This is a genomic window from Niallia yueguangensis, from assembly GCF_052663115.1.
In genome coordinates, this window is sequence record NZ_JBQTCX010000001.1 from 154,158 (window position 1) to 174,191 (window position 20,034).

Annotated in this window: 24 protein-coding genes; 2 read left to right on the forward strand and 22 right to left on the reverse strand. The window is 34.0% G+C overall.

The features are described 5' to 3' along the window. The first annotated feature begins 14 nt into the window (after positions 1–14). Complete coding sequence (locus ACTYA4_RS00750) at positions 15–461, forward strand: hypothetical protein (protein ID WP_443479626.1); 447 nt, start codon at positions 15–17, stop codon at positions 459–461. Positions 462–705: 244 nt separating this feature from the next. Here the strand turns inward: ACTYA4_RS00750 and ACTYA4_RS00755 are convergent, their stop codons facing one another. The 17 genes from ACTYA4_RS00755 to ACTYA4_RS00835 all read right to left on the reverse strand — a co-directional run bounded on the left by ACTYA4_RS00755 (position 706) and on the right by ACTYA4_RS00835 (position 16,273). Then, complete coding sequence (locus tag ACTYA4_RS00755; RefSeq protein ID WP_443479627.1) at positions 706–1,077, reverse strand: rRNA methyltransferase; 372 nt, start codon at positions 1,075–1,077, stop codon at positions 706–708. A gap of 48 nt (positions 1,078–1,125) precedes the next feature. After that, a complete protein-coding gene (locus ACTYA4_RS00760; protein WP_443479628.1) occupies positions 1,126–1,905 on the reverse strand; it encodes an LAGLIDADG family homing endonuclease in 780 nt (259 codons plus the stop codon). 411 nt (positions 1,906–2,316) lie between these two features. Further along, positions 2,317–2,889 carry an SF0329 family protein gene (locus ACTYA4_RS00765; RefSeq protein WP_443479629.1) on the reverse strand — a complete coding sequence of 191 codons (573 nt, stop codon included), beginning with the start codon at positions 2,887–2,889 and terminating at the stop codon, positions 2,317–2,319. A gap of 169 nt (positions 2,890–3,058) precedes the next feature. Then, the gene (locus tag ACTYA4_RS00770) at positions 3,059–4,678 is read right to left on the reverse strand and encodes an FAD-dependent oxidoreductase (RefSeq protein WP_443479630.1); all 1,620 of its coding nucleotides are present in this window, start codon (positions 4,676–4,678) and stop codon (positions 3,059–3,061) included. Positions 4,679–4,945: 267 nt separating this feature from the next. Further along, a complete protein-coding gene (locus ACTYA4_RS00775; RefSeq protein WP_443479631.1) occupies positions 4,946–6,391 on the reverse strand; it encodes a DEAD/DEAH box helicase in 1,446 nt (481 codons plus the stop codon). A gap of 389 nt (positions 6,392–6,780) precedes the next feature. Then, positions 6,781–6,942 (reverse strand): hypothetical protein, encoded by a 162-nt coding sequence (locus tag ACTYA4_RS00780; RefSeq protein WP_443479632.1) that lies wholly within the window; start codon positions 6,940–6,942, stop codon positions 6,781–6,783. A 96-nt stretch (positions 6,943–7,038) separates the two neighbouring features. Next, a complete protein-coding gene (locus tag ACTYA4_RS00785; protein ID WP_443479633.1) occupies positions 7,039–7,623 on the reverse strand; it encodes a UPF0175 family protein in 585 nt (194 codons plus the stop codon). 419 nt (positions 7,624–8,042) lie between these two features. Next, a complete protein-coding gene (locus ACTYA4_RS00790) occupies positions 8,043–8,591 on the reverse strand; it encodes a short-chain dehydrogenase (protein WP_443479634.1) in 549 nt (182 codons plus the stop codon). A 4-nt stretch (positions 8,592–8,595) separates the two neighbouring features. Then, the gene (locus ACTYA4_RS00795) at positions 8,596–9,120 is read right to left on the reverse strand and encodes a DUF2867 domain-containing protein (protein ID WP_443479635.1); all 525 of its coding nucleotides are present in this window, start codon (positions 9,118–9,120) and stop codon (positions 8,596–8,598) included. A 169-nt stretch (positions 9,121–9,289) separates the two neighbouring features. Continuing rightward, positions 9,290–9,469 (reverse strand): protein-tyrosine phosphatase family protein, encoded by a 180-nt coding sequence (locus ACTYA4_RS00800; protein WP_443479636.1) that lies wholly within the window; start codon positions 9,467–9,469, stop codon positions 9,290–9,292. Positions 9,470–9,826: 357 nt separating this feature from the next. Continuing rightward, the gene (locus ACTYA4_RS00805; protein WP_443479637.1) at positions 9,827–10,570 is read right to left on the reverse strand and encodes an SDR family oxidoreductase; all 744 of its coding nucleotides are present in this window, start codon (positions 10,568–10,570) and stop codon (positions 9,827–9,829) included. A 42-nt stretch (positions 10,571–10,612) separates the two neighbouring features. Continuing rightward, complete coding sequence (locus ACTYA4_RS00810; RefSeq protein ID WP_443479800.1) at positions 10,613–11,212, reverse strand: TetR/AcrR family transcriptional regulator; 600 nt, start codon at positions 11,210–11,212, stop codon at positions 10,613–10,615. A 223-nt stretch (positions 11,213–11,435) separates the two neighbouring features. Next, positions 11,436–12,953: a LysM peptidoglycan-binding domain-containing protein gene (locus tag ACTYA4_RS00815; RefSeq protein WP_443479638.1), complete on the reverse strand. Its 1,518-nt coding sequence runs from the start codon at positions 12,951–12,953 to the stop codon at positions 11,436–11,438. Between the two features lie 170 nt (positions 12,954–13,123). Then, entirely contained in the window at positions 13,124–13,309 is a 186-nt protein-coding gene (locus ACTYA4_RS00820) for a MerR family DNA-binding transcriptional regulator (RefSeq protein ID WP_443479639.1), read from the reverse strand. Continuing rightward, the gene (locus ACTYA4_RS00825; RefSeq protein WP_443479640.1) at positions 13,310–14,050 is read right to left on the reverse strand and encodes an SDR family oxidoreductase; all 741 of its coding nucleotides are present in this window, start codon (positions 14,048–14,050) and stop codon (positions 13,310–13,312) included. A 222-nt stretch (positions 14,051–14,272) separates the two neighbouring features. Further along, positions 14,273–15,949, reverse strand: coding sequence for an ABC1 kinase family protein (locus ACTYA4_RS00830; RefSeq protein ID WP_443479641.1), 1,677 nt, complete (start codon positions 15,947–15,949; stop codon positions 14,273–14,275). A 30-nt stretch (positions 15,950–15,979) separates the two neighbouring features. Next, positions 15,980–16,273, reverse strand: coding sequence for a phasin family protein (locus ACTYA4_RS00835; RefSeq protein WP_443479642.1), 294 nt, complete (start codon positions 16,271–16,273; stop codon positions 15,980–15,982). 238 nt (positions 16,274–16,511) lie between these two features. Between ACTYA4_RS00835 and ACTYA4_RS00840 the strand changes: the two genes are divergently transcribed. Continuing rightward, entirely contained in the window at positions 16,512–17,003 is a 492-nt protein-coding gene (locus ACTYA4_RS00840) for a YhcN/YlaJ family sporulation lipoprotein (protein ID WP_443479643.1), read from the forward strand. A gap of 54 nt (positions 17,004–17,057) precedes the next feature. Here the strand turns inward: ACTYA4_RS00840 and ACTYA4_RS00845 are convergent, their stop codons facing one another. From ACTYA4_RS00845 to queC, 5 genes are all read right to left on the reverse strand, one after another. Next, positions 17,058–17,597 carry an aminodeoxychorismate lyase gene (locus ACTYA4_RS00845; protein ID WP_443479644.1) on the reverse strand — a complete coding sequence of 180 codons (540 nt, stop codon included), beginning with the start codon at positions 17,595–17,597 and terminating at the stop codon, positions 17,058–17,060. Then, a complete protein-coding gene (locus ACTYA4_RS00850) occupies positions 17,587–17,967 on the reverse strand; it encodes a hypothetical protein (protein ID WP_443479645.1) in 381 nt (126 codons plus the stop codon). The genes ACTYA4_RS00845 and ACTYA4_RS00850 overlap by 11 nt, the downstream gene beginning before the upstream one ends. A 139-nt stretch (positions 17,968–18,106) precedes the next feature. Next, a complete protein-coding gene (gene queE, locus ACTYA4_RS00855; RefSeq protein WP_443479646.1) occupies positions 18,107–18,829 on the reverse strand; it encodes a 7-carboxy-7-deazaguanine synthase QueE in 723 nt (240 codons plus the stop codon). After that, on the reverse strand, positions 18,822–19,310 hold the full coding sequence (gene queD, locus ACTYA4_RS00860; protein ID WP_443479647.1) for a 6-carboxytetrahydropterin synthase QueD: 489 nt from the start codon (positions 19,308–19,310) through the stop codon (positions 18,822–18,824). The genes queE and queD overlap by 8 nt, the downstream gene beginning before the upstream one ends. Then, on the reverse strand, positions 19,310–19,981 hold the full coding sequence (gene queC / locus ACTYA4_RS00865; protein ID WP_443479648.1) for a 7-cyano-7-deazaguanine synthase QueC: 672 nt from the start codon (positions 19,979–19,981) through the stop codon (positions 19,310–19,312). Before queC ends, queD begins: the two co-directional genes overlap by 1 nt. Between the last annotated feature and the right edge of the window lie 53 nt (positions 19,982–20,034).

Sequence of the window (20,034 nt, forward strand, 5' to 3'; positions counted from 1 at the left end):
ACTGGGATGGGCATGTGGGGGAGACAACGCTTTTAAGTATTCGCGGGAAAGATGCTACTGCTAAGGCGCAGGCTATAACTAGTTTGAACAAGGGTCAGCAGGCATTATGTATGTTCAGGGTATTTTATGATCATGCTAAGAATTCGGCAATCGAGTATTATTCTTGGGTAGCTTATTTGCTTCAGACTCCGGGGTATTGGCCAGGAGTGACCGAGGGACTGCTTTATTTTGAGGACCAAAACATGCTACAGCTACTTGAAGATACGAATAAGGTTATTGAGGAGCGGAATAATAAGTTTAATGGGATTGCTTCTTTTAAAGATCTAGAGCAAGATAATGAACTATCCTATACAGTAAATCGATTATATGAAAGGTTTCAGGAGATTGTTCCTAATAGCTTGAAACGAATTAGTACGTATATCCGAATGAATCAGCATGACTTTGTCATTATTGTAAAGTAATTCTGTTTAAAAAGTGAACCCAGTAATCGACGAACGTTGCTCAGTAGTTTTAAAAGAAATAGTGTCAGCAAAATACAAATTTTTATAAATTTAAAAGTTTAAAATATTAAATAAAAAGTTAATAAATTTTTATTCTGTCTCACTATTAAAAGTATACTTAATAATGAGACGGAATTTTTGTTTTATTTAATTGCTGATCATAATATATATTATGGTGATGGCGTTTTATGAAATAGCAAAATAGCTATTCCACTCTATGTTTGTAACTTCTGTTTTTTATTTCGTCCATATTAATGAATTGGCAGCTATATTCAATCACATCATTTAAATATAAATTATGTTGTTTTGCAAAATCTTTTAGATTAGCAAGTAATTCTTTATCATATGTTGTTTTGTATTGAATGCGATCTTTAGGTCTTAAATCTTTATTATAAGTAATACTTTTGTTAGACAATACATACTGTAAGCCATTTTCAATTAAATAATTGATATGTGTATCATTTTCTTCAGCAAGTTCATTTAATTCTTTAAGTAATACTTTACTAATATTTGTTCTAAACGGGATTCTTGCTACATCAGTTTCTTGAATTAATTTTCCATTTGTTAATTTCCACATATTTATTACCTCCAAAATGTGAGAATGTAGTATATATTATATCTGCAGTTATATAGAATGTTTTTCCATTCGTTCTCTTTTGTAAAATACATAATTATCCTCAGTCGTATTATATATTATTTTTGCTAATTTAGGCAGATCGTATTTACCTTTTACCCAAACTCGGAATATTGTATTTTTTGAGAATCTATTATCAGAAGTTATCTCAGTCCGTAAATTCCATGATTTAAAAACAGATAGCAATCCTTCAGCAAATTTAATACTTCCTGTCGTTACATTCATTACATATCCTCTATCTTGAACCCACCCATCCCCGTCGATTACACCTCTAATAAAAGAAGGGAGAAATTTTTCTGGTATATTTGGAAATGGAACTGTTAAGGATTTATTTGGTATAATACCAAACTTCTCTAAATCCATTTTTATTTCTTTAGAATTTATTATAAGTGTTGGCGTTTTTCTTGTTGGGTATATTGCTGATATGTTCCAATTTGCTTCTAAATAATCGGCAATCAAATGAAGAATTCTTTCATTTTTTTGTGTAATGGTAATAGTATGTGTTTGTTTAGATATTGTTCCATCTGTTAAAATAATACCTAATACCCATGCCATTTCATGTGTCCATATTTTAAAAAAATCCTCATTTACTCTATGCTTACGTGGCTGCCCTGATGATTGTTCCCGATTCATTTTCACACCATGCTTATACATCACATTACGAATAGCTTGAGCAGAGATGCCTACAATTGGTACCATCTTTTTAAAGGGCATTCCACTTTTGTACATTTTAATAATTACTTCATCTGTCATTCCTGGATTTCTCGGCATACTATTCCCCCTGATATTAATATTCTGCCATCTTAATAATTTTGTGAATTCGTGCAATTGATTGGTTTTTATTTTTCTTAGAATGAATGTTCTTATGATTAATTTTACGAACGTATATTCCGTTTGTAAACAGTTTAAGAGCAATGTTCATTATTTGAACAAATTTCTAAAAAAAGTATCCATCAATTAGCAGAAAACGTACTAATAAAAAACAGCCAATCATCACTTTGGCTGTTTTGCAGTGGTTTTTCAGACGATTTAGTTTTCCCTAATTATACATCTCTTTTAAGAAAGGAGTTATTTTTTGGATATTATTGATTAATCAGTACACCTAATATTTTTTCTTAAATCTAACTGCAAATAAAAAAATTTTCCAATTAAGGAAACTTTTAGCTATCGATGTTATTGTATCTATTCCTTTCCTAAATTAACAACCGATTTTTTAAGAAATAATGTAACTACTTTTATTTTTTCAACCTCACAACGAAGTTTATAAAAATATTGAACAAGTTCATGCTCGTCTTCCATTTCAAACTTGCGTAATGTTCTTTTACCGATGCGACGATCTAATAGACAAAGAATTTTAATCAGAATTTCTGAAGACTTTAATAATTCTTCAATTGGTGAGTTAAAGTATTCTTCTAATGCTGAGAAAAAATCGTATTGACCATAAATTCCTTCTGCTTTAAGCATTTTATGAGCCTGATCTTGTATAGCACGATTTTTGGTTACATCATTATAGTCACAGTTATATTGATTAGTTTTGGCTCGTATTTCACGTTCTCTATAATATTCTTCAATTTCCGCTGTAATGGTACACATGCTTAATACTTCCACTTTATCAACAGTAATTACAGCTCTGCCTAATTGATCATGAGCTTTCCGGTAATTGATCACTTGAAAATCCACTCTCTTACGCAATGGCTCACATATAAAATTTGATAAATGCTTTTTTGCTTTACTCCATTTTGGACTAAATAACAAATGGCAACCTCCAATTTTTTTTTCTGGTCTTTAATTGAATAACACTTTCTTCTATAATTATACATGGATTGGAAAAATAAAACATCTGATTTGTTTTCGTATTTACTACTCTAGAAAAAATACAAACAGCCAAGGTTTATTTTGGCTGTTTGTATCTTATTGGTTACATCTAATACCCAGAATCCTCAGATGTCAAGTTATCAATCATCTTATAATCGTACTTTTGCAATGGTTTTTCAGCTGGACCTTCCATTACTTCACCAGTATACGAAAATCTAGATCCGTGGCACGGACAATCCCAAGACCGCTCTCCGCTGTTCCATTCGACTTCGCATCCGATGTGTGTACAGGTTGTATCGACAATATGGAGCTTCCCTTCTTTGTCTTTATAAGCACCTTTTCTGTGCCCATCTATCGTAATAACAGCACCTTCGTCATTGGATAAATCACAGATTCGATTAAAAGGAGTTTCCAATTTTCCTTTAATTAAATGACTGACAACGTTTGCGTTTTCTACTAAAAAGTTTTTCAGACTTGGGTTCATATGGAAGCGTGAAGGGGCAAATAATTGTTCATACTTGTTCTTTCTCCCCGCTACCATATCTCTAAACAACAGTGCTGCCGCCGTTCCGTTTGTCATTCCCCATTTTCTGAATCCAGATGCAATCAATACATTCTTTTTTCCGGAAGTTATTTCTCCGATATATGGGATTTTGTCAAGTGTTGTTAAATCTTGGGTTGACCAGCGATAAGGAATATGTTCGAGTCCGAAAACTTCTTGGCCAAACGTCTCTAAAGCTTTGTAATGATTGAATGTATCTTCACCTTGCCCAGTTTTATGACTTTCCCCAATTATGAGTACCATTTCCTCCCCGTTTATTGTTACTGAACGGAGAGATCTTGTTGGCTGATCAGCACTAATATACATTCCGCCTGGATACTCTTTTTTTACTTTAGCAGCGATAACATACGCACGTTCTGCATGCATTCTTGTAGAATAAAGACCTGCTCCTTCATAAAATGGAAAATGAGAACAGGATAGAATATAGTTGCCTAAAGCAGACGCGCTTCCCCGAGTAAGAACGACTGGCTGCTTTCCATTTTTAATATTCACTGCAGTAGTATTTTCAAATATTTGTCCCCCTTTTTCTGTAATGGTTTGAATGAGGTGAAACAAATATTTAACCGGATGAAACTGTGCCTGGTTTTTCATCACAAGCGCATTTTTTATTTCGATGTTAAACGGAATGGTATCAACCAGTCCGCCTTCTATCCCCAGTTCTTTATAAGCATGCGCCTCATTTTCTAGTTTACGTGCATTTTTTTCAGTTGTAGTGTATACATAGGCATCTTGGTTAACAAAATCACAATCAATTTGATGCTTCTCTACCAATCCTCTAATAAACATTAAAGCCTCTGTATTGGCCTCATAATACAAACTTGCCATCGATTTACCTGTATAGCGAATAAGCTCATCGTAAATGACATCATGTTGGGCGGTGATTTTAGCTGAAGTGTGACCTGTTGTCCCATTCAGTAATTTCCCCGCTTCTAAAATGGCAACCTTAAAGCCTTCATTCACTAAAAGATACGCAGAGGTAATGCCGGTAATGCCCCCTCCTACAATAACGACATCAACTTGTATGTCTTCATCCAAACGCGGAAAATCAGGCAATTGAATATCCTTTGTCCAATAGGATTCAGGGTCTTGTGGCAATTTCCCATTATTATGATTGTTGTTTATCACTAAAAATCCTCCATTTAATGTTTTTAATGTTATCTTTACCATTTAACGGAAGAATAAACTTTAAGGATTAAAACAGTCAAATTTCACTGTAATTATTATAGTAAGATTATTTTTCTGGAGTCTAAGTTCGAAAATTTTAGCATATTTGTGTAAATAAACTACATTAACATAATAAAATAGTTAATTAAATGAATAATATCCGAATTAGTGTACAATGTTGAAAATAAATAAAAAGCACAATCCTTTTTAAAGAACTGTGCTTGATTTTTGTTTATATAATTTGAAGCTCATTATTTATGTTTGATTGCATTACTTAATTGCTTTGCTAACCTTCACTTTCTTTCCTTTGATTGTTGTCGTTTGCATAGCCTGTAAGACTAATGAACCTTTGCCATTCAGTATATCGACATAGGTTAACTGTTCCTGTATCGTGATAATTCCAATATCATCTGCTGTTACTCCAGGAATTTTCGCGATAGTTCCAACAAAATCGACTGCTCGCAGCTTTTTCTTTTTTCCGCCATTGAAATGCAGCTTCATAATATCTTTGTTTATTCGTGCCGTTTTGTTGTTTTTAACAAGTCGGCGTCCATTCATTTTTTCTTCGAATGCAGCTTTTCCTTTAGCTACATCTTCTTGTAATGGAGCTTCCATTTTTTGTATGTCGAAGCCAATATAGTTTTCAATTGCTTTAATAAATTTTCCTTCAAACGGAGTTGCAAACGTAATCGCTCTTCCTTTATTACCAGCACGACCAGTTCTTCCTGTTCGATGAACATAGCTCTCTTTCTCCATTGGAACATCATAGTTAATAACAAGCGTTACATTGTCAATATCAATTCCCCTTGCAGCTACATCCGTTGCGACAAGGTAACGGAAATTCCCGATTTTGAAACCATCCATAACGGCAAAGCGATCTTCTTGATCTAATCCACCATGTAGTTTTTCACAAGCATAATTGGCTTCTTCCAGGTCATTAAACACGGAATCAACATGTTCTTTTGTTCTACAAAAAATAATACAGCTATCTGGGTTTTCAACCACTGTTACGTCTTTAAGCAAGGAAATTTTTTCTTCTTCTTTCACTTCGATTAATCGATGTTCAATTGTATTCGTTGTTATTTGGTTAGCATTAATTTCAATATGAATAGGATTTTTCATATATTGATGACAGAGATTTTCAACATCTTTTGGCAATGTTGCAGAAAATACCATTGTCACTCTATTCGAAGGAAGTTCTTTTATAATTGCTTCTACCTCATCAATAAACCCCATATTTAGCATTTCATCGGTTTCATCAATGATAAAATACTTTATGTTGTCTAAAGGAAGGGTTCCTCTTTCAATATGGTCAATCACACGACCAGGTGTACCGACAACAACATGCGTTTTTTGTTTTAATTCTTCCTTTTGTTTCGAAAAGGGCTCTTTTCCATAAACGGCCATCGCTTTAATTCGTTTAAACCTGCCGATGTTTGTTAAGTCTTCACGTACTTGAACAGCAAGCTCCCGAGTTGGTGTAAGAATTAATGCTTGTGGCTTTTTTTCCTCCCAATCTATCATTTCGCAAATAGGTATACCAAAGGAGGCCGTTTTCCCGCTGCCTGTTTGAGATTTCACGACAAGATCTTGATTATTCAATGCTTTTGGCAAAACTTCACGTTGAACTTCTGTAAGAGTTTCGTACTTTAACACAGTAAGTGCTCTTTTTATTTCATTGCTTAATGGAAATTCCTCAAAATTACTTTCAATCATGTATTAACCTCTTTTTATATTATTATTCAACTTATATATAGAATTCTCCAAATGGAAATATCTTATGCAAAATCTGAATATGTTCATTATACATGAAATTTCAGACTAGTAGCGTTTTATATGGATTGATTGAAATAAGTAACGAACAGACATTTTTATCAAAAAAATTGGTATCACAAAGCTAGAATAAAGTAAATCCCGCATTCAAAAATTTTCTGTTTTTGCTTTACCTACATAGAAAATGCCCATGTTTTGTTGTTATTTTCCGAAAGAAATTCCCCTTTCACATTCTACCATCTCATCAATAAGAATAAGATTTTTTTATCAAACTTCTCCATCATTTGTTGGGTCTACATAAAAAGACCAACTTTACAAAAATGTAAAGTTGGTCACTGTTTATTTGACGTAGCGTGATGAATTTTTAATATTGGACAGTTTATTTTGTAAACTTGCTCTATCTCGCTCATTTGATTCAATCGATTTGTTACAACTTTTTGTCCATATCCTTTTGGAGCGGAGGCAATTAAAATTACGTTTTCTTTATTATTCACTAATAAGACCCCCTAACAAAGTTTTGATAAAGTAGCAATACGTATATCCTTTTGACTCAAGTATAGCATTAAATATTTCGGTTTATTTATATTTCATCATTCTCTCTCTATTATATTATCAATTTTGACTAATAAATCATTAATACTTCGCTGATAGTCTTCATTTCCTGATTTTTCATCTATATTCCAAGGAATCTGATTTTGCTGTAAAAGGTGAATAAAGTCATTTACGTGACAATCTGCTATGTATGCTGCTCTTTCAATGGATATTCTATTTGCCAAAAATAAAGTAATCGCAAAAGAAGTATGAATTGCTTCGTCTATTGATTGCTGACTGTTTATCGATTTCAGTTTGGAAGCTACGTCTTTTGGGACAGTAATTAAAACTTGCTCCTCACTCCTATTATTTTCATTTCGTTCAATTTCTTCCCATTCTTCATGGGTAATGCCAATAGGTGCTCCACCTTCTGTATAATCGACGATAAATGCAAAATGTTCATCTGATTCAATAATAGAGTCCCATTCTTCAAAATTATTGGAAATATTTTTCTTTATCTCTTTTCTTCTAGATTTTTTACAATTTTTACATAGATGTTGACGATGTCCTTTTCCACTAAATTGTTCATTAGGTCGATAACATCCACATCCTCTACAATAATGGCCACGTCTTGTCTTTCCCATTCAAACCTCTCTAATTGTCATATTTACTTACACACCAACCTGCAACAAATACCCCGTCAGCGTCTCAATTCGTTTCTTGCACTTCCTCTATTTCTGGCATGGAAGATACTTTCACAGCGTTAAAAGTTTTATCCATGTGTGAATCGAAGGATTTTTTACGATTTTCCAATTGGAAGGAACAGACTCCATCGTTGCACGAATGATTTCATTAACATTCCATATAAAAGTTGTTCAAAAAGTTCGAGAAGCCTAATTATCGATTTACTTCGTCACGTCGTTACCCCAGTAGACAACAAAGCTCTCCCATTTGAACACAATTATATATATTCTAATATAGTATACAGCAATTTTTTTAGTCAAATCTATCCGTATTCTGTTTCTATTTTCGATGTTAGTATTCTTGTAATTCAAACTTATAATTATGGACGCTTTTCCCTAGGCTCTGTAACACCTATAATATTTATTGTATTCGCATTATCAATTGCTTTAATTACTCCATTCGAAATCTCCTCGTGTGTCAACCATCTCGAATAATTATTTTCAATAATAAAACCTAGCTGTACGATTCTATAAAAACAATTAGCTGGTACTTTAATATTTCTCTTAATGTTTAATAAATCTGAACTACTTCCTAAAATATGAAGTAAAGTCCACTGGTTATGGTTTATAGAATTGTGTTTTAAAATAATTTCCAGTGCATTTTTCGCGTAAGAGTGTATCCAAGCAATCAGTAAATCAATCTCACCGTTTTTATTAATGATAAATTCCATTTTTTCATTAAGCTCGTTTTCATTTTGATAATCAACCAAAATTGGTGTAATCAAACAATCATTTTCAGCTCTTTCTATGAGACGCTTCATTTTTTCTGGGTTTCGACCAATTACAGATACGTGATATCCGTTGTTCATTAACCATAAAGATACATTTGATAACATTCCTGTACCACCAACTACTAAAGCGTGTTTCATGCTATCACATCCTGTTTATATTTAGTATCATATTCTTTAACAGGACAGGGACGAGGAATTTGTGAATTTTACTTATCATAAAAAAATACAGTCTTCCTAACCAATTATTCATATAAACTACAGTCGATACCGTTACATATGTTGATCCATTCCCTTCGTTTAATAAAATGGACATACGAAAATTCAAATGACGATCATCTTCCCCTAGCAATATTTCATTAGATGAACGATTCTTGACATGAAATATTCCCGTATTGCTTCCCTGCTCAAATGTCATATTTTGTACTTCAAACCGATTAGATGTCTTTAACCCAATAAGCCTAACTATTTTATCTCGCACCATCATTAAATGAGAAACCCAAGAAGGAACAGAAGTGAAAAACAACCGCGTTATTGTATCTACATCAAAATCTGCCTTATCAGGTAGTAGAGCCTTATATGCATCTGAATAATGTTTATAAGTAAAAGCTTGGCTTGCCAAGGAATTTTTAGGAATGGACACCTCTTCTATAACATATTTTTTCATCATTTCACTTTCACTCCTTCTCCTTTTTGACTTTACCACTTATGTTTTCAGTGTGAAACCTATTCATTTACTTATTATAATTTTGGAGTGAATACAATTTCAAAAAATAGAATAGATTATTTGCATATTCAATAAAAAAGCCCCTATATGTACGGACTTTTCCTTTCTTATCTTACTCAAAATATAAAAATTGCTCCATTTCTTTAGGGCTTAAATCGTTTGGTTCGATACCTTTAGCTTTACAATACTCTCCTAATGCTCTAATCTTTACTTTTGGTGCTTCTGAACTTGGTGGAAAGGCAAATACACCATTGGGAAAAGCATTGCCGAATCTTTCAATATCTCTTTGCACCTTAGCATCACTCCTAGACTTAGTGCAACCAATTGAAAGTCCATCCGTAATCAGGCAAATACTTAGTTTTCTTTATTTCTTCTTTACCTACTTTTCGGAAAAAAAACATAGTCTTTTCTTTTGTATGATATTTTCTCAGCATATTATCGATCTCTTTCTTTGTTACTCTAAATATTATTTCATAAATAGATTGTCCTTTCGTTATATACAGGAAAAACATCTTTTTATTTGATGGAACGATAGCTTTTCCCTTTAGCATTAACGAGAATATGATCCTTTCTTTTTTTGGTAAGAGCCTGCACTTGGCCCTTGTAGGTCAAAAAAGGCAGAAGGACTTATAACTGAACTTTTAATCTATTAAATAAACCCACCATTAACTCGAATTGTTTGACCTGTTATCCATTGTGATTGCTTGCTTACTAGAAATGCTATGACATCCGTGATATCTTCTGGTTCACCAATGCGGTTAAAAGCATTCAACTTCTTTATCCCTTCAATTTGTTGCTCAGATTTGCCAAATGTGAAAAGCGCTGTGTTAACTGGCCCTGGTGCAACTGCATTGATTGTGATTTGTTTAGGTCCAAATTCTTTTGCAAGCTGTCTTGTGAATTGTTCAACAGCTCCTTTTGTTCCAGCATAGACACTGTAGGAAGGGAACATCTGCCCGTTTACAGAAGTGGATAAATTCACAATACGCCCCTCTTTCTCCATATGCTTCATTGCCAATTGACAAGCGAAGAAAGTACCTTTTGCATTAATAGCAAAATGCTGGTCAAAATCTGCTTCTGTCACTTCTAAAAGAGGTTTGTTTACCATTAAACCAGCATTATTAACTAAAATATCTAATTTTCCGAAAGCACGAATAGTTCCAGCGAATAAGTTTTCAAGATCACTTATATTACCAATATCTGCTTTTAATGCAATCGCTTCCCCGCCTTTCTCTTGAATGCTTTTTACAACTTCGTCTGCTTTTTTGCGACTACTGGAATAATTAACTACAACCTTAGCTCCTAAACTTGCTAATTGTTCAGCTATTGCCCTTCCTATTCCTCTTGAAGACCCTGTCACAATCGCTACTTTTCCGCTTATATTTGTCGTCATGTATAATCCCTTCTTTCTCTTATTTTTGTTGCTTACCGGATTTTATACTTTTTTAAAGCCTTCTTTTATTAAATCCCATACTTGATCGAACTCTTCATTAATTGTTTTGCTCTTCCATTCATACGCATGAGAAGGATGATGAAATCTTGCCGTTGCGAAAAAAATAGATCGTGCTAACTTATTTTTATCCTTTACTTCTTTTATGATATTTGCATTAATCCCTTTTTCGATGACGAAGATTAATTGTTCGATAATGCAATTAACGTGATGTTGAATAAGAGCAGCTGATTCAGCTGTCACTTCTGCATACATTTCAAACATTTCTTCATCATTTAGGGCATGATTTTGCTTAAGAGAAATTAAGTGAAGTAAATATGTTTTCAATAATTCTTCTGAATCTGCTGCTTCAGAATTGATGAGAGCTTGCAGAGGAGCAATAATTTCTTCTTCCAACCATCTCTCTGTTACAGCTTCTCTTAATACGGTTTTACTGGAATAATGTCTATAAATCGTTCCATGACTTACATTTAACAATTTTGCTATATCAGTTACAGATGTTTTTTTCGGTCCATAGTGACGAAATGTTTTTTCGGCTGCATCTAGAATGTCTTTTTTACTTAAAATAGTATTTTTCTTTTCCATAATCAGCAATAAAATATTGCTGCTCTCACCTCCTGATTTGAGATTAACATAACAAATAACAAATGACAAATATTATAATTTGTAATTTGTTATTTGGATTTTTAAAGTAATTCTTTTCCTTAGCTGTGATACTATCTTTATTTACATAGAGACAAATTATTGTATACAAAAAAAAGCCCGGATAACTTTATCCGAGCATTAGATGAAACGATATTTAAACTTATTATTGATTAAAATGAAAAATATCCCAAATATCTGGAGTTTCAGAACCAATATACCATGCTGCAGCTCCAGCTAAATGATTTTGTTTTACAATATTTAGCCTAAGTTCTAGTGACTGTTTGTCTTCAACCCATATTTGATGTTTTTCTCCATTCGCAATGAATTCAACATAATTTTGGGAAGCTTTTTCATCCCATACTTCCTGCAAGCCATTTGCAGCAATAATTTGGTTCACTTCGGTCATTGTTCGGTCTATACTTTTTACTTTATTAGTGGATAAATTGGTAACCCATTCTCTTGTAAAAAATGGGACACCAAGAATGATTTTATGAGATGGTACATCGCTCATCAACAGTTGAATTCCTTCTTCAACCCAAGGCAAGGTAGCAACCGAACCTGACTGAGTTCCTCCTGACCAATACTCATCATAACCCATCATAATAATGTAATCAGCTATCTTTCCAAGTTCCTTGCGATCAAAACTCCCTGACCAAAATGGATCGTTGTTTGTACGGGTAACATCTACAGAAACTACAATTCCAGAGGGTTTAAGAGCAGTTTTTAGCTCACTAATAAATAGGACAAAATCTTGTTTGTTTTTTATATCTATGTTTTCAAAATCTACATTTATTCCATCACTATTGCTTTGGATCAAGGAATCACGTAATGTTAAAACAAGCTTTTGGCGATTTTGAGGATTGCTTATGATTGAATCCGTTAAAACTGGATCAAATTTATTTCCAAGCAACGGCCATACTTGTTTTCCTGATGCGTGTGCAGCTTGAACGTACTTAGCATTGGCAGAAACAGTCACTACATTTTCTGAACTATTTAACGAAAACCAACGTGGTGATACTACCTCTAGATTTTTTTTATTTTGCAATTGTTGGATGTAGCTTTCTGTCGTTCCATTATAATTCCATCCCATAATGATACGGTCTTTAGTTGACGCTTGAACAAGGGACTTTTTAATCCATCCTTTTTTTCCGCCAAGTAATTGAACTTGGTAATAATAAATCGGAATTTTAATTTTTTTCCCAATCGTAAGTTTTGTCGTACGGAGAGAATTTACCTTTGTTAAATCATTTACGATTACACTGTATTTACGAGAAATTTTCCATAATGTATCTCCAGAAACAACTGTGTGAGTAGTATATTTCTGTGGAATTTTTAATTTTTGGCCAACGGTAATGTGCGTAGTTTTTAGTTTGTTTACTTTTTGTATTTCACTTACTGTTGTTCCATATTGATTTGCAATAATCCATAATGTGTTGCCAGCAACAACTGTATGAGTAATCGAACTTGTAGAATCCCCTGCGACTGAAGTGATAATTGGATATTCTTCCCCTTTGTTCAGCACAGTTAATATTTGTGAACTTAATTTTGCTGAACTATATACATTGACTTTGTCTACTTTGACAGAACCAATAGTTAGAGAATTAGAGACTGCCACTCCTTTGCTAGGTAGAAGGCTTGCTACTATTAAAAAAATAATTAAAAAACTAAAAATCTTTTTCACTATTAAACTGTTCCTCCTATTTTTCTATCTGCACATAAGATATATAATACTATCTTAATTTACTGAAATAATAGTGGAACTTAGTGGTAAAATTAAAAAGATTAATTAATTGAAAGTAAGCAATAGTCTTATTTCCCTGCATAATAAGAGAAACAAACTTCTTCCAATTTTTAACGGCTAATCCGTCGCTCGAAGACAGCGTATAGATCCAATTCTTCTTTTTCATAAATCCGTATTCCATTGTCATTGCGTTTTATAAAAGGCATAATCCCTTCATTCTCATAATATCGCAAAATATGAATAGATTCCTTTTGCTTCGGATTGACCGATTGTATAGCCCGTGTTTTAACCCCCATTTATAATTCTTGATTCGTTGGTCTTACAATCATTTCGTTTATAGCGGTATTTTCTGGTTGAGAAATGGCATACTGGATTGCATTTGCAATAGCTTCAGGAGGTATTGCAATTTGCAAACCCTCCTCAATATTTTTTTTGATTTCTTCATTAGTAACAGTATTCACCAACTCTGTTGCCACCGCTCCAGGACAAATAATCGTCGTGCGAATATTATTTATTGCTTCTTCTTGTCTTAGAGCTTCTGTGATTGCTCGTACAGCAAACTTTGTACCTGAGTAGACAGCCCATGACTTGTTTACGATATGTCCTGTAACCGAAGATACATCAATTATATGACCGCGTTTTTTGTTTCGCATGTATGGAAGAACAGCACCAATACCATAAAGTACACCTTTGATATTAACATCAATCATCTGGTCCCATTCCGCTACTTTTCTTTCGTGTAAATATGAAAGAGGCATGATGCCTGCATTGTTGATCAGCACATCAATTTGTCCAAAGGTATTAAAAGCAAAATGTGCAAGCTCTTCTACTTCCTTTTGGGAAGTTACATCTGTTACCTTGAATTCAGCTGTTCCACCTTGTTTGTTTATATTTTCCTTCAGGGCTTGTAATCGCTCCCTACGTCTAGCAGCAAGAACTACTTTAGCACCATTTTTGGCAAGCACTTTAGCTGTTGCTTCACCAATTCCACTAGATGCTCCTGTTAAAACGACTACTTTCCCTTTGATATTCAACATGTTTTTTCCATCCTTTCTTTCAGTAAGATGCTGTTTATTATAATAGCTAGAGTTTACTCTAGGTCAAGAATTTTTTTGAAACCTTTCCATTTATTATATTAAATTGGGTATTTATGTAAGAAATGTGGCTGTACCCTATTTTGAAACAACATCAAAAAGCTTTTCCTCCTTTGTAGAGAAAAAGCTCACAATTCTTGGTATTCATGAATTAATAACGATTTTTCAAAACTTCCCTGACCGAAAAATAGAGATAATTAGCCAAAAAAACATCAATCCTGCCACCACAAATCCGATTTCGATTGCTGGAATTTTCCATAGGATGGTGGATTGTCTGCTGATGGAGGATCCGACGATTAAGCCCACCATCAAAATGCTAAAGGCAAGCAACACGATGCTTAGCGATAAGCGATTGGAGATTTGATCCATCTTTTTTAATATCATATGTAATTCCGGAGTGGAAATTTCAAAACGAAGCTTCCCTTTTCTAATGGCCGTTGATAATTCTTTCATACTTTTTGGAAAAGTGGACAGCAATTCTGCATAATCATTTAGATGGTGCCAGGCATTTTCCGCCAAGTTTTTTGGGTGGAATCGTTCTTTTGCCAACTGTTCAGCAAATGGTTCAGCTAACCCCATAATATTGCAGCTCGGATCAAGAAACTCGACAATTCCTTCTAACGTCATAAGCGACTTTCCTAGAATCATTAATTCAGCTGGTATTTGAATTTGATGACGTTGGGCAATTTGAAAAAAATCGTGAATGATTTCACCAAAACTTACTTGACTAAGGGGAATATCGTAGTACTTGTCCCGCATTTTTTCAATATCGAACCGAATAGTAGGTAAGGTTATGTCATCAGGCAATATTCCCATTTGAGACAGAACCTTGATAATACTGTCATTGTTTCCTCTTTTTAATGAAATGACTAACGAAACAAATTGGTATTTCATTTCTGTACTTAATTTGCCAACCATGCCGAAATCTAGTAAACCAATTTTTTCTCCTGGTAAAATAAGGATGTTTCCTGGGTGAGGATCACCGTGAAAGAAGCCGTATTCTAACATTTGCTGAAGAAGGCTGTTTGCAAATTTTTCGGCGACTTTTTTACGGTTATACCCCAATTCTTCCATCCTTTTTAGATCATTGATTTTTATCCCGTCTAAAAACTCCATTGTTAACAATCTTTCGGTTGAATAATTCCAAAAAATAGCAGGTATATGGACAATTGCGCTCGATTTGAATTGTTTTCCTATTTTTTCTGCATTTCTTCCTTCAATTGTAAAATTCAATTCTTCTCGTAAAGAGCTGGAAAATTCATCGAGAAGCTCTGTTATTGGATATTTTTTCGTCCATTCTAGTTTGGATTTAGCTAATTGCAGCAGATCTTTTATTATTTCCAGATCCGTGTTAACAATTTTCGTAATATTTGGCCGCTGCACTTTTACCGCTACTTGTTCGCCTGTATGAAGGACGGCGAAATGCACTTGTCCAATGGATGCAGAAGCAATTGGTTCTTCACGAAATTCTGTAAAAATCCCAGCAATCGTTCCGCCTAAATCTGTTTGGATAATTTCGTTTACTTCCGCAAAAGAAAAAGGCGGTACATGATCCTGCAGCTTTTCTAATTCATGGATAATATGTTCAGGAAAAAGGTCTCGTCTTGTGCTCATCACTTGCCCGAATTTAATAAAAGTAGGTCCTAGTTCTTCTAATACAATACGAATTCTTTCTCCTAATGTACGCCGATAAGAGGTTTGTGATTTCCGGATCTTTTTAATAATAGGAGAAAATGCCTCCGTTAAACCTAGGTCCTTTACCATATAGCCAAATCCATTTCGAAGTAAAGCTCGAATAATCTCTTGGTAACGATGAGCATGCTTCATTCTTTTGCTGAACATTTCCATCCCTCCCAAGATAACAAAAAATAATTATTCACTCTTCTGCTCAAGCAAAGCGATTCTGCGCTCTAACTCTCGGTATTCTTCCATCGTAACAACATCCAACTCTTTTAGTGCTTGTTGAATTTTTGTTTTAATGATACCATCCATTTCTTTTTTTGTTTGTTGGCCTTTTTCTAATAATTGATTGACGATATCTTTTGATTCGTTTTTGCTAATTTCTCCTTTAGCTACAAGGTCATTCACAAGCTTTTCTACTTGCTCCTTACTGGCTGCAGCTACCCCGATTCCTAAAGAAATGAATTGATTGATGACGTTTTTCATGCCTTTTCCCTCCTAGATTTCATCTTATTTTTTATTTTAATTCATTTGATTCAATATTTGAAATAATAAGACAGTTATTTTGAACGAATTAACTCAATTTTTATTTTCAGTTTTATGCTTATGTTTATTATATTACTCCTTATCAAAAGCATTCGTGCTTTTCCTTATCAAGAAAAGTATGATATCTGCATAATTGGGAAAATTAATATTGAAGTAAAAATAGAAAGGAAGATCTGGAATGAAAATAGCAAAAATATTATTTGTTTTAGCTGGGGCTATGGCAATAATGACAGGTTGTAATTTTAATGATAATAACACTGCCTTGAATGAAAGAAACAATAACCGCAATGTAGATGTTGAGAATGTTGGTTATAAAACAAATAATAGAGGAACTGATAATCTTGATTTAGCAGATAAAGCAGCGGATATGGTGACGGATTTAAAAGAAGTGGAACGAGCAGTTGTACTTAAAACAGACGAAAATGCTTTTGTTGCAGTCCAATTAACTGGAAACCAAGAAGGCAATGTAACAAATAGACTCGAGGAAAAAATTGCAGATAAAGTTAGAGATGCTGACAAAGATGTTGACAATGTATATGTTTCCTCCAACCCAGATTTTTTTGATCGAATGACTAATTATGGACAAGATATTGAAAATGGCCAGCCAATAAGTGGACTGTTTAATGAGTTTACTGAAACTGTAAGAAGAGTATTTCCTAACTATCGATAAGGCTTTTCATCTAATATAAAAAGGATATCCGTGTATTTTGGATATCCTTAAATATTATCGTTTTTTGAATATAGTGGAAATGATTTTATCTGTTTCCATATTACTATCTACTTCGTATGTTCCAGGCTTCAAGTATTCGGCAACCCCTTTTTTATCCACTTTTCGGGAAAAGTCAAAGGCGCTTTCTTTAATGATTTTGCTACTTTTTAATGCTCGTCCAACATCGATGCTAGTCATACCATTTGTTACGGTAATCATCGTACGATAAACGACCTTACCATCATTGTCTTTATTATCGGAATTTGCTTTTTTAGCAGATTCTTCTGCCTCTGCGACTTTTTTCTTCCATTCGTCTTCTGTCGCAGCATCTTTTTTATCTATCTCTTCTTTTGTTTGCACTACATAACCGGAAGAAGCAAGTAAAGTTTTCATTTCATCAATAGTAGGTGTTTTTGCTACAGCAGTTTCTTCTGTTTTTTTGTTTTCCGTTTGAGCATTTGTCGCTTCTCCCTTGTTTGAGAAGTACATGATCCCACATGCTGTCGTAGCTAAAAGGAGTCCTGCTGAGAAGCTAGTAACTATATTAGACTTCATTTGCGACTTTTCTCCCTTCCTCTTTTGCTGTTAAGAAAGGAGATAGCATATGTTCTACATCCATTTCAGATAGATTTTTTTCTGCAGCAATGCTTTCTATTGAGTAGTTGCGCTTAAATAAGTCTAATACTTCGCGCATCATGATTCTTTCATTAGAAGATAATTTAATCCCTGCTTTTTTTTCAATTATCTCTAAATCAAGCTCAACGTTTCGTAATTGTTTTTGCAGCTGTTCCACTTCATCCAGTACAGAAAAGTGAATCATATCAATTTCTCGTTGTTCTGCTTTGGACGATTGTTGTGATTTTACAATCGACAAAATAAATAGGAGTAAGGCTGCACCAAACAAAATGGCTAAAGTCCATTCCATCGTTTAAGGTCCTCCCTCTTTTTAGAATCTACAATCCTAAGTTTCTATTATACAATCTTTTTTAAGATTTTTCGAATGAATTCTACAAAATCCTTCAAAAGTCAGAATGTAATGGCGGTTTTTTGCCAAAATGCCTAGATTAAACGCCTCTTTTATTTCCCCAAACTAGTGCATGCAGCTGAGGTAATACTCTCACATCATTCATTTCCGCTGATTCGATTGTTTGTTGAATGAGCCATTCGTACTTTTCTAATAATTTTGATCCTAATTCTGCATTATTTGAGTTAGTAAGATCATCGTTTCCTACTTGAAGATAAAAAGGAACATGTTGATAACGTGCATGGACTTTTTTTGCATACGCAAAATCCACTTCATCAAATACGACCACTTTAACACTAAAATCATTATTATTTTCTTGTAAGTTCGTTATAATAGTATCTAAAATGCAGAAATTTGTTTGCATACCTGAACTTGGTGGTTTTGGTGAAATCGTTAAATCATCAATTTTATAAAACCAGTCTTGCCATCTGCTTCCTTGCGTTTCTAACGCGACCGAAATGCCTTTTTCTTTTAATAAATTAATCAAACTGTCTAAAGCTGCTAAGAGGGCAGGATTTCCACCTGAGATGGTAACATGGTCAAAATATGCTCCTCCTAAAAGGGATAATTGTTCCCATATTTCCGCCGCTGTTAATTGCTGAATATCTTGTTTGGCTGAACCATCCCATGTAAAAGCCGAATCACACCAGGAACATTTATAATCACAGCCTGCAGTTCGTACAAACATCGTTTTTCGGCCAATTACCATGCCTTCTCCTTGTATCGTTGGACCGAAAATCTCAAGTACGGGAATTTTATTCAACTTCCATCCACTCCCGTCTCACTTCTGCATAACTTGTTGGTGTTTCATAAAGGCGGACAAATTCTAAACGTGTACCTTGTGAAATAGAAGATGGATTGGTTAATGCATCGTGCATTTTTTCATAAATCCAGACCACCATGTTTTCCGCCGTTGTATTCATTGTAGGTAATGTTTCATTTAGATAGCGATGATCAAGATAGATTTCGACTTTTTCTTTCCAGATTTTTTTGATGTCACCAAAATCAATGACTAAACCAATATCATTTGTAAAACCACTAATGCCAAATACGACTTTATACGTATGTCCATGCAAGTTTTTACATTTTCCTTCATAGCAATGCAAATGATGGGCTGCATCAAATGTAAACTCTTTGCTGACAAGCACTCTTTTTTTATGATAATTTAATTCATTTCTTTGAATATCTTCATCTATTTTTTGCAGGCCTTCGACAATTCGAAAGCCGAATATATTTTGGTCCATTACTGTTTTTCCACCTTTTGTTTTGAATGTAAATAACTATCTAATCCTGCTTTTCTTAATTTACAAGCCGGACATTCTCCACAACCATTTCCAATGATGCCTTCATAACAAGTTAATGTATGTTCTCGAATATAGTCTAATTGCTTTAATTCATCTGCAAGCTTCCACGTTTCCGCTTTATCTAGCCACATTAATGGGGTGTGGATGACAAATTGGCTGTCCATTGCTAAATTAATCGTCACATTAAGCGATTTGATAAAAGCATCGCGGCAATCAGGATAGCCGCTGAAATCTGTTTCGCAAACACCTGTAATAATATGCTTCGCACCAATTTGGCTTGCCAAAACAGCAGCAAAGGAAAGGAAAAGTAAATTACGTCCTGGTACAAAAGTGGATGGCAATTCTCCGTTTTCCCCTTCTTTTACTTCGATATCGTTTCTTGTTAGTGCATTCGGTGCAAGCTGATTTAATAACGCCATATCCAGTACATGATGGTAAACATGTAAGTCTTTCGCGATTTTTTTTGCACATTCAATCTCTTCTTTATGGCGCTGATTATAATTAAAGGTAACAACCTCTACTTCTTTAAATGTTTTTAATGCCCAGAATAAACAAGTAGTACTATCCTGCCCTCCGCTAAACACTACTACCGCTTTTTCATCTTTTAACATCGTATATACTCCCTTCTTAACATTCATTATCAAAATACAATTAAAATAAACTT

Bases quoted from the DNA above. Each gene is read 5' to 3' on its own strand.
- ACTYA4_RS00755 (WP_443479627.1), bottom strand. From the start codon at position 1,077: ATGTGGAAATTAACAAATGGAAAATTAATTCAAGAAACTGATGTAGCA.
- ACTYA4_RS00775 (WP_443479631.1), bottom strand. From the start codon at position 6,391: ATGATTGAAAGTAATTTTGAGGAATTTCCATTAAGCAATGAAATAAAA.
- ACTYA4_RS00805 (WP_443479637.1), bottom strand. From the start codon at position 10,570: ATGACGACAAATATAAGCGGAAAAGTAGCGATTGTGACAGGGTCTTCA.
- ACTYA4_RS00760 (WP_443479628.1), bottom strand. From the start codon at position 1,905: ATGCCGAGAAATCCAGGAATGACAGATGAAGTAATTATTAAAATGTAC.
- ACTYA4_RS00845 (WP_443479644.1), bottom strand. From the start codon at position 17,597: ATGAAGTCTAATATAGTTACTAGCTTCTCAGCAGGACTCCTTTTAGCT.
- ACTYA4_RS00795 (WP_443479635.1), bottom strand. From the start codon at position 9,120: ATGATGAAAAAATATGTTATAGAAGAGGTGTCCATTCCTAAAAATTCC.
- ACTYA4_RS00810 (WP_443479800.1), bottom strand. From the start codon at position 11,212: ATGGAAAAGAAAAATACTATTTTAAGTAAAAAAGACATTCTAGATGCA.
- ACTYA4_RS00790 (WP_443479634.1), bottom strand. From the start codon at position 8,591: ATGAAACACGCTTTAGTAGTTGGTGGTACAGGAATGTTATCAAATGTA.
- queD (WP_443479647.1), bottom strand. From the start codon at position 19,310: ATGGACCAAAATATATTCGGCTTTCGAATTGTCGAAGGCCTGCAAAAA.
- ACTYA4_RS00840 (WP_443479643.1), top strand. From the start codon at position 16,512: ATGAAAATAGCAAAAATATTATTTGTTTTAGCTGGGGCTATGGCAATA.
- queC (WP_443479648.1), bottom strand. From the start codon at position 19,981: ATGTTAAAAGATGAAAAAGCGGTAGTAGTGTTTAGCGGAGGGCAGGAT.
- ACTYA4_RS00785 (WP_443479633.1), bottom strand. From the start codon at position 7,623: ATGGGAAAGACAAGACGTGGCCATTATTGTAGAGGATGTGGATGTTAT.
- ACTYA4_RS00835 (WP_443479642.1), bottom strand. From the start codon at position 16,273: ATGAAAAACGTCATCAATCAATTCATTTCTTTAGGAATCGGGGTAGCT.
- ACTYA4_RS00820 (WP_443479639.1), bottom strand. From the start codon at position 13,309: ATGGGGGTTAAAACACGGGCTATACAATCGGTCAATCCGAAGCAAAAG.
- ACTYA4_RS00850 (WP_443479645.1), bottom strand. From the start codon at position 17,967: ATGGAATGGACTTTAGCCATTTTGTTTGGTGCAGCCTTACTCCTATTT.
- ACTYA4_RS00825 (WP_443479640.1), bottom strand. From the start codon at position 14,050: ATGTTGAATATCAAAGGGAAAGTAGTCGTTTTAACAGGAGCATCTAGT.
- ACTYA4_RS00770 (WP_443479630.1), bottom strand. From the start codon at position 4,678: ATGGTAAAGATAACATTAAAAACATTAAATGGAGGATTTTTAGTGATA.
- ACTYA4_RS00830 (WP_443479641.1), bottom strand. From the start codon at position 15,949: ATGTTCAGCAAAAGAATGAAGCATGCTCATCGTTACCAAGAGATTATT.